A 13,264-nucleotide genomic window follows, 5' to 3' on the forward strand; every position below is an offset into this window, starting at 1 on the left:
TGGATACTCCTTTATGCTTTTTAGTATTAAAGCATAAAATTTCAAATTGCAAGAAAAGGTTTCAAAGTGAAAGGAAAGAAAATCTTAGTTTAACCAAATTGCAAAGTAGTTTTTTGTAGAATCACCTAACTTTTAAGGTTAAAGTGAGGTTAAAATGGAATTTGAAAATCAATTAAATGCAATTATAGAAACTATTGCGGAAAGAAAAGCGTTAGTTAATACAGAAGAAGCCACCAAAATGACTTTTATTATGCCTTTTTTGAAAGCTTTGGGCTATGATGTTTTTGATCCTAGTATAGTAGTGCCAGAATATACAGCAGATATAGGAACTAAGAAGGGAGAGAAGGTTGATTATGCGATTTTTAAAGATGGTAAGCCTTTTATTTTAATAGAGGCAAAAAACCATACAGAAAACTTGGATAATCACAATAATCAGTTAGTAAGATATTTTAACACTGATTCTAGTATTAAATTTGCTATCTTGACAAATGGAATTGAATATAGGTTTTTTACAGATATTGAACAACAAAATTTAATGGATAAAGTGCCTTTTTTGGTTATTAATCTTGAAAAACTAAAGCCAAGAGATATTAATGATTTAAAGCAATTTATATGTGCGGATCTAAATTTAGATGAGATATTAGACATTGCTCTGAAAAAGAAATATTATCGTGGCATTCAAGAGATTTTTAAAAGCGAGATAGAAAACCCTAGCGATGAATTTACTAGCTTTTTTGCTAAACAACTCACAGAGAAAAGAATGACTGCTGCCGTGCTAGAAGAGTTTAAAGGATATATTACAAAATCCTTTAAAGAAATTATTAATGATCTAGCTTATGAAAAAATTACAAGCATAAAAAATAATCTTCAGGCTATTAATGATGATGAAGTAGAAACGCCAGAAGAAGAAGCAAAAGAAATTATTACCACTGAGGAAGAATTACAAAGTTTTTATATTATCAAGTCCATTCTAGCAAGTGCTAAAGCAGACTTAAATGAAATATCTTACAAAGATACTTTAAGCTATTTTGGAGTTTTATATCAAGGCAAGGTTACTAAATGGATTTGTAGATTATTTTTCACAGCTACAAAGAAAAGTATTGGTTTTCCAAATGGACAAAATTATAATTTAGAAAAGTTAGAAGATATTTATAATTTAAGCGATGAAATTATTAAGGCTTATGAAAGCAGAAAATAAAAAAATTTGCATTAGAAATCAAAGTGAAAAAATAACACTTTGATTTTAAGCGTAAAATGACTTTGATTTGAAAAGCGGTGTTATATATTAGATTTGAATTAGGTTTAACAACAAATTTTGATTCATTTATAAAGCAAGAAGCGGAGGATAATTTGAAATTTGCTGGGATTCCTAATGGAGATTTGTTAAATAAAATCAAAAAAGAGCCGGTGTTTATTATCCCTTATAGAGAAGAAAAAGATGTGTATGATGAAGAGAAAAATCGCTATACGGAAAAAGCTTGTTTTGTATCAGAAAATCCAAAAACTAACAATCCTTGTATCGTGCAAATGGTAACTTCTAATTAAAAAGGGATTAGAGCAGTTTTATGACTGCTTTGCGCCTTTTTAATAAAATAAATCATAATTAATATTTTAAAGAGTTTTTAAGAGTTAAATGTTAAAATCTTAATAGCTTGAGCGAAAGTTTTATTGTCTTTTAAGGGCTTTAAAGGAGCTTAAATGGTATTTGTAATATTTGTAATAATGTTTATGATACTTTTACTAGCTCTCGTGGTAGCTTTGAAAAACTAGCACGAAAGTTCAAATAAAACAATTTAAAACATTCTAAAGAAAACCCGCTTAACTTAAGCTTAAAGCTAGTGCTAAAATATTTTAGTATCTATTTTCCCTTGAAAGATAAGAGCGGGGGGAGGTCAAAAACTCTCTATCTTTCAATATAATTTAAGGAATTGATTTAAATTAAAAATTATCTTCAAACCAGCCTGCTATATCGCTTCTAATGGTTTGTTTTAGGGCAATTCCTGCAAGAAAATCATCATTTTTTGCTTTTTTAAGAAGTGTAGCAAGACCATTTCTAAATTTAGAAAGATAGGGGTGGTCTATTTGAGTGCAGTCGCCTAAGAATACGATTCTAGAATCTTCTGCCATTCTTGTGCCTATGAGTTTTACAATGGAATTGGGTGCATTTTGCACTTCATCAAAAATTACAAATTTTTTAGAAATACTCACCCCCCTTGCATGTGCTATATCCATTACTTCAATATTGTGTTTTTGTATGAAGTATTCTGTGGCTTCTTTGCTTTCTATGCTGTTTGCATCTCCTTTGTATTCAATTCTTTTAGCAAGAGATTCTTTTTGCATTTTAGTTATCATAAAATTAATTGCACTATAAAGAGGATACATAAAATAGCTTAGTTTTTGGTTTTCATCGCCTTTTCTAAAGCCAAGCTCTGCTTCTTTATCATTTGCGGTGATTGTATTTCTAAGATATACGATTCCGCTCACGACGCCTTTTTTAAGAAGATGTAATCCTGCTTGAAGTGCAATAAGAGTTTTTCCACTACCTGTTGCACCCGAGCAAATTGTGATTTTATTTTTAGGATGTGTAAGGAGAGTGTAGAAAAATTTTTGCTCTAAATTAATGGGGTTAATATAGAGTCTATCTTCTTTGATTTTTTCATCAAAATTAATGAGTTCTAGGGTGTTATCTAGCTTAATGCCATAGTGTTTTTTTCCAGTAAGATAGAGAGAATTTTCTGTATTATCAAGCTCACTAATCTCTAATAAACTCCAATTACTAAGTGCTTGAAAATCTTTATCATTTTGTATGTCTTCTAAGATTGTATTTTGGTGTGCGCTAAAATGTGAAAGAAATTCAATTTTTTGGGGATTTTCAATTTTATCGCGCATGAGTGATTGAGAGGGGAGATTATTAGAAATTGCATAGACTTTTAGTGCGATGTCGTTGGTTAAAAGAATGCAATCATAATCTTTTGCAATTTCAAAGATTCTTGCATCATTGAGCCCATAATCTAAAGATTTTGTTTTATAGTGTGTGCGATGGATAATTTGCAAAGGAATTTTACTTTGGTTGTATTCAAAGAAGATTTGTTGGAGGGTATCTTCTTGTTTTGGAGTAAAGTGAGAGGGGAGGCTTACTTCATCTAAAACATTGCGAAAAAACTCTCTTGCAAAATAGCCTCTTTCATTGTCTAAAGTTTTTTTACTATCAAGCTCATGGAGTGTGATGTCGCTAATGAAAATGTGGTTTTCTCCATTTTGATGGAGAAAATAGAGATTTTCCACATCATCTAAAATAATAGAAGTATCAATTAAATAACGCTTAGTCATTATTGACAATTTAGGCACTCAATGGATCTATCCATTGTTTCTTCTGCTTCTACACTTTGAGAGCGTAAATAATAAGTGGATTTTAAGCCTAATTTCCATGCTAGAGAATAAATATCGTTGAGATATTTTCCACTTGCTTTATCAAGTGTAATAAAGATATTTGTGCTTTGTCCTTGATCAATCCATTTTTGTCTTATGGCAGCTGCTTTTATGATGTTGGTTTGATCTACTTCATAGGCTGAAGTATAATAGTTCCAATTCTCTAAGCTTAAATTAGGAGCAACAACAGGGATTAAACCGCTTAAATTCTCTTCAAACCATTTGCGTTTGTAAATGGGTTCAATAGTTTGTGTTGTGCCTACTAAAATAGAAATAGAGCTTGTAGGAGCGATTGCCATTAAATATCCATTTCTCATACCTTTTGTTTTTACTTCTTTTCTTAGAGCTTCCCAGTCATATACATAGGCAAACAATCCGCCTCTATCTACTAAAGCCTTAGCTTCTTGATTGGCTCTATCAATGGGCAAGATTCCTTGCGACCAAGAAGACCCTACAAAATCACTATAAACACCTTTTTCTTGTGCTAAATCACAACTTGCTTTAATTGCATTATAGCTAATCATTTCCATAAGTTCATCAATGCTCTCTAAGTGCTTTTGGCTACCCCATTCAATCTTTTTCTCTGCTAGCATTTGAGCTTCACCCATCACGCCAAGCCCTATGGCACGATTATCTAGGTTAGTAACCTTTACTTTTCTATTGGGATAAAAGTTTAAATCTACCACATTATCTAGCATTCTAATAGCTATGGGGACAATGCGTTCAATATCTTCTTTAGTATGGATTTTGGAAAGATTGATGGAGGCTAGATTGCATACAGCGGTTTTGCCTTCATTTGCTTCTCTTTGAGCGATAAAAACTTTTTTGCCATTAATGCTATCAGTTGATGTGATTTTATTAGAAACCTTTTTAATGCCTAAATCTGTGATAATTTCCTGATATTCTGGGTAATCACAGATTGTTCCATCTTCAAACTCTACTCTAATAAAGCAAGAATTAGGAGCGGTATTTTGGAAGATTTCTGTGCAAAGATTAGAGCTTCTAATAATCCCAGAATGTGCATTTGGATTTGCTCTATTTGCATTATCTTTGAAGCACAAGAAAGGAGAACCCACTTCAAAATAATTTGTAAGAATCTTTTTCCATAGTTCTTTAGCTTTAATGGTTTGTTTTGGGGTATTTGGATCTTGCTCATATTCTTTGTATCTAGCTTCAAAGGCTTCTCCATAAAGCTCTGTTAAATCCGAACAAGCCAAAGCATCAAAAAGATTCCACAATCCATCTTCTGCAACCCTTTTCATAAAAAGATCAGGTATCCATAAAGCTGGGAAGAGATCATGTGTTCTCCTTCTTTCTTCCCCACTATTTTTCTTAATATCTACAAAATCAAAAATATCGCTATGCCATGGTTCTAAATACACAGCAATAGCACCTTTTCTAGTGCCAAGCTGATCTACTGCTATGGCTATATCATTTGTGATTTTTAAAAAAGGAATTACTCCTCCTGCTGCATTTTTATGTCCATCTATGAAGCTTCCTAAGCCTCTAATTTTAGAAAAGTCCCAGCCAATTCCACCACCATATTTGCTTAAAAGTGCCATTTCTTTATAAGAATCAAAAATGCCTTCAATATTATCAGGAGTGCTACCTACATAGCATGAGCTTAGTTGGTGGCGTGGCGTTCTAGCATTAGAGAGTGTAGGAGTGGCCGCCATAACTTCAAAGCGTGAGAGCAAATCATAAAATTGTTCTGCCCAATAGTTTGGATCTTTTTCATTTTGTGCTAAGAACATAGCAATCCCCATAAACATATGCTGTGGTAATTCTATGGGGTTGCCCTCTTTATCTTTTAATAAATATCTATCATAAAGGGTTTTGATACCTAAATAAGTAAATTGCAAATCTCTAGTGGTATCAATTTTTTTATCCAAGCGTTCAAGATTGAATTTTTCTTTCATACCTTTGATGATACGATTTTCCCTCTCGCCTAACTCCAAGTATTCTTTTAAGCTTTTATAACCATTAAAGCCATTAACTCTATGATAAAGATCGTATAAAAATAGTCTTGCAGCTACATAAGTCCAATTAGGACAATGCACATCAATCTTATCTACCGCAGTTTTAATAAGTGTTTGTTGGATTTCTTGGGTAGTGATTTTATCTCTAAATTGTAATTTTGCATCCACTTCTAGCTCACTTTGTGAGACACCTTCTAATCCTATTACAGAATCTTTGGTATATTTTTGGATTTTAGTTACATCTAGTGGTTCAATTCTGCCATTTCTTTTTACAACTGTTAGCATCATCACTCCCTTATTTGTTTTTTCTTTTTCTTTGAGTTGGATCAAGCACTTTTTTTCTTATTCTTATATTTTTAGGTGTTACTTCTAAGATTTCATCTTCTTCAATCCACTCTAATGCTCTTTCTAAATTTAAATCTCTAGGAGGGGTAAGCTTAATTGCATCATCACTTCCACTTGCGCGCATATTTGTTAAATGCTTAGCCTTGACTGGATTTACATCTAAATCATTTTCTCTTGAATGCTCGCCTATAATCATACCTACATAAACCTTAGTTTGTGGCGGGATAAATAAAACTCCTCTTTCTTGAATATTTCCTAAAGAAAAAGGCGTAGCTTCTCCATTTTCCATAGAGATAAGTGCTCCATTACTTCTAGTTTCTACACTTCCACTAAAAGGGCGGAATTCTAAGAAGCTATTATTCATAACCCCTTCTCCTTTGGTATCGGTTAAAAACTCGCTTCTATATCCGATTAATCCTCTTGCTGGTATCTCAAATTCTAATCTTGTGTATCCCTCTCCCATAGGATTCATAGCTTTTAGCTCTGCTTTTCTCCTGCCAAGTTTTTCAATGACGCTTCCTGAATAATCTTGTGGAGTATCAATCACTAAAGATTCAAAAGGCTCACATCTTTGTCCTTCAATCTCTTTTACAATCACTTCAGGACGCGAGATACTAAATTCATAATCTTCTCTTCTTAGATTTTCAGCCAAAATCGTGATTTGTAATTCCCCTCTACCGCTTACTTTAAATTTACCTTCGCCTAATTCTTCTACTTTCATAGCGATATTGGTTTGCATTTCTTTTTCTAAGCGTTCTTTTAGCTTATTAGCGGTTACATGTTTGCCCTCTGTCCCAGCAAAAGGAGAATCATTTACAGCAAAATTAACACTCATTGTGGGTTCTTCTAAGTGCATAGGATCTAGTGGAATAGGATTGTTGGGATCTACAATAGAATCGCCTACATTAATAGAATGGAATCCTGCTAATGCCACAATATCACCAACTTTTGCTTCATCAATTTCTGTTCTTGCTAAGCCATAAAAGCCTATAAGTTTTGTAATCTTGCCCGTAACTTTTTCCCCATTGCTTTTGGCAAGCATTACATTTTCGCCCTTTTTAACTTTTCCATTAAAGATTCTAGCAATTCCAATTTTTCCTACATAGTTATCATAATCTAGTGTAAAAATTTGGATTTGTAGAGGATTGTCTTGTGTTCCGCTTGGAGTTGGGACGTGCTCTAAAATTGCATCAAAAAGAGGTTCTAAGTTTTTCTTTTCATCTTCTAAGTTTTTAATCGCATACCCATCGCGTGCTGCCGCATAAACTACGGGAAAATCTAGTTGCTTTTCATTTGCACCCATAGCAGCAAAAAGATCAAACACCTCATCTACAACTCTATCAGGTTGAGCTGCGGGTTTATCTATTTTATTTACAACAACGATAGGGCAAATGCCTAGACTAAGAGCTTTTTTAACAACAAATTTAGTTTGAGGCATAACGCCCTCTTGTGCATCTACTAAAAGCAATACGCCATCTACCATTTTTAAAACACGCTCAACTTCCCCCCCAAAGTCAGCGTGTCCGGGAGTGTCAATAATATTAATTTTTGTGTTTTTATAAGTAATTGCAGTATTTTTAGAAAGGATTGTAATGCCTCTTTCTTTTTCAATATCATTACTATCCATTACGCGCTCATCCACTTGCTCATGGCTTGCAAATGTTCCAGATTGGCGTAACAAACCATCTACTAGGGTTGTTTTTCCATGATCTACGTGGGCTATTACTGCGATATTTCTAATCTCTTGCATTAAAATGTCCTCTAACAAAAATTTATAAAGGGTGGAATTCTACAAAAATATTGCTTAAAAATAAGCGAAAATAAAGGAACAAAATTTGCTTCTATTTTCTTAAAAATATTTTTATTAAACATAAAAAATAGGCTGTGAGGTTTTTATAATGCTTCCATTTTTAGAGTTATCAAATAATATTCAAGAGAGTAAAAATAATAAAATTTCAAAAAATTCTCCTTTAGAAATTCAAGAGGAAAAATCAGATTTTGGAGAATTTTTAAATAACTTTTTATCTTTATCTAAAGAGGATAAGGAAAAAGAAATAAAAAATTTTAAAACAGATTCTAAAGAAAATTTATTAAATCCCAAAAATAAAGAAAAGCAAGAAGGTTTTTTGCAGACTTTAGAGGATAAATATAATTTGTTGGATAATTTTAAATCAAAAAATACAAAAGAAAATTTAGAAGAACTTAAAAATATAAAAAATATCCCACAAAAAGAAATGGAAATAAAAACAGATAAAAAAGAAATTAACACAAGAGATTTAAAACTAGAAGCACAAAGCTTCCAGAAAAAGACAAAAACTTTAAAAGATGTGGTAGAAGTCGCTAAGGAGTTAAAATTAAATCTTAAACAAATTGTATTAGAAAATAAGCAAGCACAAAATTCTAAGGAAATTCCTAATATTAGCGAGAAATTTTTTGTAAATACCAAAAAAGAAGATAATAAAACAACAAATGTTTTTAATCAGATTTTGCAAGATAAAGATCTGATTAAAGAGGCTAAAGAAAACAAAAAAGAAACCAAAACAAACAAACAATCACAAGAGATTCTAATAAATAAAGAAATTTCAAAGAAGCAAGATATAAAAGATATAAAAGAAAAGTTAAATATAAATGTAGCAGAACAAAAAGAGAGTAAAATAGAAACTAAAAAGGAAGCCAAAGAAGAAGCACAAAAAGTAGAGGATAAAAATTTTAAAGATATAAATAATATTAAAGAAAAAGATAAAAATATATTAGAAACTAAAGAGATTAAGATTTCACAAGAAAATCCTAAAGAAAGCAAAGAGCTAAATAATCCTTTGCAAAAAGAGGTTAAAAATAAAGAAGCCCAAGATACAAAAGAAGACAAAAAGGGTAAAGATACACAAAAACAGATAAAAACAAGCGAACTTCAAACAGATATGATAAAAGATAATGTATCTAAAGAAAGCAAGATTCAAGAGCCAAATTATAAAGATCAAAAGATAAAAAATGAAGAGGTTTTAAAAGAAGGCTTTAATAAAGAGCAAGAAAATATTAAAAAACCAGAGATTTTAAAAGAGGCATTGACAAAAGAAGTCCAAAAGGAAGTTTCTAAAGAGGTCCAAAAAGAAGTAAGTGTAGCCCATAAAAAAGAGGAAAAACAGACTAGAGAAGTAGCACAAGATAAAAAAGCTACTAAAGATAAATATAAGCAAGGTGATTTATTTGCAACGCTTCAAGATTCTAACCCACAAGAAGTTAAAAATATAAATTCTAAACAAGAAGAGCAAAGAGCAGGGGAAGTGGAATTTTTAAATAATCTTTTACGCACAAATTCTACAAAAGATAAAGTATATACCAAAGAAACACAAGAGATTATGCAAACTAAAGAAAAGGAAAAAGAGAAAGAGAAAAATGAAGTCCTAAATGCTAGTTTTCAAACCCAAATTCAAAGAGAGCGCGTTTCTATAACACAAACTTTTAGTTATTTTAGCACAAATTTAAAAGATGTAATTGTAAATTATCGCCCTCCAGTAACTAAGCTTACCTTGGAGCTTAATCCTCAAAATTTAGGAAGTGTGGAGCTAACGCTTATTAAGCGTGGAGATAATATTCATATTCAAATAGGTTCTAATCCACAAGCCTTGCAACTTTTTATGCAACATAAAGAAGAGTTTAAAAAAGAGCTTAGCAATATGGGCTTTAATGATATTACAATGGATTTTAAAGATATTCAAGGAAAGAGCTTAGAGCTTGATTTTGGTGGCAATGGGGGAGGAAATTTTGGCAATAATAGCCATGGAAATAATAATCCTCAAAGTCAAGATTCAAAAAAGTGGAACGAAAATGGCTTATCAGCTTACAAAGAAGCTAAAGAAGTGCAAAATGAAATTGCACGATTAGAGCTTAGTTTTTCATATTACGCCTAAGGAGTAGAAAATGACAGTATCAGGTTTTAACAATTATATGAGCTATTCATCATTTGCTTCTGCAAGAAGTGCAGCAAATCCAGAAAATCCTCATAGAATTACAACTCTTGCAGATGAGGAAAATAGTGGAGATGGTAATACAGGCGATGGTGGCACAGGTGGCGTAGGCGATGGCGGAGATACAGGGAATGGCGATGGTGGCACAGGTGGCGTAGGCGATGGCGGAGATACAGGGAATGGAGGAGATAATAATACAGGCGATGGCGGAAATGGGGGAGATTCTGGCAACGGAGGTGATTCAGGTAGTGGGGGCGATAATGGTAATGGCGATGGTGGAGATAGCGGAAATGGTGGCGATAATGGAAACGGTGGTAATGGCGGAAATGGTGGCGATAATGGTGATGGTGATGGAGGAAGTGGATTCCCAGGAGATAAGCCAATTGTTCCAGATGAAGATGAAGATAATAATGGCTTAGGAACAGAAGCATTTATGCGTTTGTTTTTGGAGCAATTAAAAAATCAAGATCCAACTGCTCCTATGGAAACACAAGAGATTCTAACTCAAACAGCGCAATTAACGCAAGTAGAAGCACAAATGCAAATGAAAAAAGCTATGGAAGAGATGACAGAAACTATGGCTTCTATGCAAGAAACTAATAAAGCTACTATTGAAGCACAAGAAAAGCTTGTAGAAGCACAAGAAAAAATGCTTGAAACTATGGGAGTTTTAGCGGGTGCGATTCAAGATAGCTCCATTTTGGGTGGATATAATACAGTGGGTATGATAGGAAATATCGCTGAAACTCCATTTACTGCCTTAAAGGTGGAGAAAAATGAATCAATTAAGTTTGATCTTTATTTTGATGAGCCTATTGATCCTAGCAAAGGTTCTCCAAAAATTACAATCACTGATAAAGATAATAATGTAATTAGAGAGATTGACTTAGCAGAAAAAGATGAAGATGGTAATTATAAATACTTAAATAAAGAGGGCTATATTGAGTTTGAATGGGATACAAGAGATAATAAAGGAAATTATGTAGGTAAGGGCGATTATACAGTTAGAGCAGAGTATAATCTAGATCCTGAAACAAATAAATACAAAGAAACCCAACTTGGAAGAGGCGAGGTGCAAAGTATTTTATTTGAAGGGGGCGTGCCTTATGTGAAATTAGGGGATAATCTAACTGTTCCAATTATCTATGTAACTTCTTATTATAAAAAGACAGGCGAGGGGATAGATTTACCTGATCTTCCAGATCCCGATGATAAACCAGAAGAAAAAAGGAGGGCATCATAATGGTTGGCTCACTTTATAGTGGAATAAGCGGGATTAAAACCCATCAATTTGGAATTGATGTAACCTCTAATAACATTGCAAATGTAAATACAACAGGATATAGGGCAAATAGTGCAGAGTTTAAAAGCCTTTTTGCAACAGGATTAGATTATATTAATTCTAATTCCCCAATTTCTAATGATTATAATTTTGGTGTAACGGTGGGTTCTAATGCGATTAATTCTAATGATGGAACTTATGTAAAAGCAGATGGGCAGTTTAATGTAGCTTATAGCGGAAGAGGTTGGTTTGTAGTAGGGACAAATCCTAATGGGCAATTTGATATTAAAAATCCAAATTATCAAAACCAACAAAATTATTTTACACGTGATGGTTCTTTTAGTCTTGATGGAGATGGGTATTTAGTGAATTCTAGTGGTTATTATATGTATGGGATTAATTTAGGCAAGATTGCTCCAGATGGCACACTAACAGGAACAAATAATTTAGAGCAAGATTATGCAAATCTTGGGGGTTCTGTGCTTAAACCCATTCAAATTCCCAAAGATTTAAAATATGCACCTACACTCACAACAGAAGTAAATGTTTCTGTGAATCTAAATCGCACCCAAAATGGCAAAGGCATTAGCGATATGTTTAAAAAGCCTGATGGAACTTTTGATAGAGATAAATTTTTAGCACAAGATTTTAATGCGTTAATGGATGCAAGTGGCAAACCACTTGATGCAAGAAATTATAAAGATATTACCTTTAGTATAGAAAAAAATGGAGTGAAGAAAGATTATACTTTTACTTATGGGGGTAAAGGTGAAAATGGGTTTAAAAGCGTAGGAGAATTTATAGATTTAGTTAAAAAGCAAACCGGATTAGATGTGAATTTACGCTTAGATAGCGAGGGTAATCCACAAGATTGTTCGCTTTATATTAGTAATTATGGAATGCAAGATATAAAAATAGATGTAAAGGGAAAGTTAGCAGATAAGCTAGGCTTGAGTGGGAATGGATTAGAGCTTGATTCCCCTATGAATCATCTATTAAAGAATTTTGAAGCAAATACAGAGTATGAAGAGGGCGATTATATTAAGTATAATGGCTTAATCTATCAAAAAAATGGCACAGGCAATGGAGGAGAAAGCCCTATCAATAATGAGGGTTGGACGCTTGTGGATACAAGTAGAGTAAATGACTATGAGAGTGGTAAAGTAGAAGATTATAAAGAGGGAGATTTTATCACTTATGAAGGCAAGGTTTATAGACGCACAAATGAAGAAATCTCCATGATACCAAACCCTGATAATCCTGATGAGATGATACCAGCTCCTCCTAGTGAAGCACAAAAAGGTTGGGAAGAAATTGCCGATGAGGTAAATGGAAGTATCCCAGAATTTGAGGCAGGAACTACTTATGATACAGATGATTTGGTAAGCTTTAATGGTGTGCTTTATCAAAGAGTGGGTGGATCTAGCACACAAAGCCCTGCTGAAGATAAAGAGGGTTGGCAGGTTGTGAGTGCAGATGCACTAAGCACTACACAGCTCAATGTGCCAACTTATGAAACAAATATTGAAGTATTTAGCGAGAGTGGGGAAAAATTTATCTTAAAATCTCAATATATTCTAGTAGAGCAAGGAGATAGCACAGCAAATCCACCTATTAATGAGCGTTGGGAAGTAAGAACAGCGATTTATGATTCTCAAGGTAAAGTAATGGTGAGTGATGAACCAGTGGTTAATGAGCTTAGTTTTAATCCTGATGGAACTCCAATAGGAGAGCCTTTTGATGTGCCTTTTAATGGAGGAAATATTCGCGTAGATTTAACCCAAAGTGCAGATGGTAAAACTTCTAGTAATTTTGCCTATACAGATTCTGCACTAAAATCTGTCAATCAAGATGGAACAGAAGCGGGAATTATGAGGGATATTACTATTACAGATGATGGGATTATTTTAGTAAATTTTACAAATGGCAAGACAGAGCCTATCGGTAGATTTGGGATTGCTGCGTTTGTCAATGATCAAGGATTAAGCAAAATTGGTGGAAACCTTTTTGAAATGAATGTAAGAACGATTAATGGACAAACTGCAGTAGTAAGTGGTCCTCCTCTTATGGCTTGGGAAGAGGGAGGCACAGCAAATTTAAAATATGGAATTGTGCTCGATGGAATGCTAGAAACAAGTAATGTAGATACAGGGACAGCACTAACGGATTTGATTGTGTATCAAAGGGGTTATCAAATGAGTGCAAAATCCATTACAACTGCAGATCAACTTATGCAAGAAGCCATAGGACTTAAAAAGTAATTT

8 protein-coding genes are annotated in these 13,264 nt (G+C 33.2%); 5 read left to right on the plus strand and 3 right to left on the minus strand.

All coding sequences use genetic code 11. From position 1 onward, the window contains the following. The first annotated feature begins 154 nt into the window (after positions 1-154). Together EBF09_RS00005 and EBF09_RS00010 are read left to right on the plus strand one after the other, a co-directional pair. Positions 155-1,198, plus strand: coding sequence for a type I restriction endonuclease (locus tag EBF09_RS00005; protein ID WP_121763107.1), 1,044 nt, complete (start codon positions 155-157; stop codon positions 1,196-1,198). A gap of 77 nt (positions 1,199-1,275) precedes the next feature. After that, positions 1,276-1,545: a hypothetical protein gene (locus tag EBF09_RS00010; RefSeq protein ID WP_121763108.1), complete on the plus strand. Its 270-nt coding sequence runs from the start codon at positions 1,276-1,278 to the stop codon at positions 1,543-1,545. Positions 1,546-1,938: 393 nt separating this feature from the next. On the opposite strand, the gene EBF09_RS00015 is transcribed toward EBF09_RS00010, so the two are convergent. The 3 genes from EBF09_RS00015 to typA are packed head-to-tail and all read right to left on the minus strand — an operon-like array spanning position 1,939 to position 7,503. Next, a complete protein-coding gene (locus EBF09_RS00015) occupies positions 1,939-3,330 on the minus strand; it encodes a PhoH family protein (RefSeq protein WP_198672502.1) in 1,392 nt (463 codons plus the stop codon). Next, positions 3,330-5,693, minus strand: coding sequence for a ribonucleoside-diphosphate reductase subunit alpha (locus tag EBF09_RS00020; RefSeq protein WP_121763330.1), 2,364 nt, complete (start codon positions 5,691-5,693; stop codon positions 3,330-3,332). The genes EBF09_RS00015 and EBF09_RS00020 overlap by 1 nt, the downstream gene beginning before the upstream one ends. 10 nt (positions 5,694-5,703) lie before the next feature. Beyond that, positions 5,704-7,503 carry a translational GTPase TypA gene (gene typA / locus EBF09_RS00025; RefSeq protein ID WP_121763109.1) on the minus strand — a complete coding sequence of 600 codons (1,800 nt, stop codon included), beginning with the start codon at positions 7,501-7,503 and terminating at the stop codon, positions 5,704-5,706. Between the two features lie 148 nt (positions 7,504-7,651). Here typA and EBF09_RS00030 point away from each other — a divergent pair, with 148 nt between their 5' ends. The 3 genes from EBF09_RS00030 to EBF09_RS00040 are packed head-to-tail and all read left to right on the plus strand — an operon-like array spanning position 7,652 to position 13,261. Beyond that, on the plus strand, positions 7,652-9,661 hold the full coding sequence (locus tag EBF09_RS00030) for a flagellar hook-length control protein FliK (RefSeq protein WP_121763110.1): 2,010 nt from the start codon (positions 7,652-7,654) through the stop codon (positions 9,659-9,661). Positions 9,662-9,671: 10 nt separating this feature from the next. After that, a complete protein-coding gene (flgD, locus tag EBF09_RS00035) occupies positions 9,672-10,961 on the plus strand; it encodes a flagellar hook assembly protein FlgD (protein WP_121763111.1) in 1,290 nt (429 codons plus the stop codon). Further along, positions 10,961-13,261 (plus strand): flagellar hook-basal body complex protein, encoded by a 2,301-nt coding sequence (locus tag EBF09_RS00040; RefSeq protein ID WP_121763112.1) that lies wholly within the window; start codon positions 10,961-10,963, stop codon positions 13,259-13,261. The genes flgD and EBF09_RS00040 overlap by 1 nt, the downstream gene beginning before the upstream one ends. The last annotated feature ends 3 nt before the right edge of the window (positions 13,262-13,264 follow it).

The organism is Helicobacter burdigaliensis (genome assembly GCF_003670295.1).
GTDB lineage: Bacteria > Campylobacterota > Campylobacteria > Campylobacterales > Helicobacteraceae > Helicobacter_D > Helicobacter_D burdigaliensis.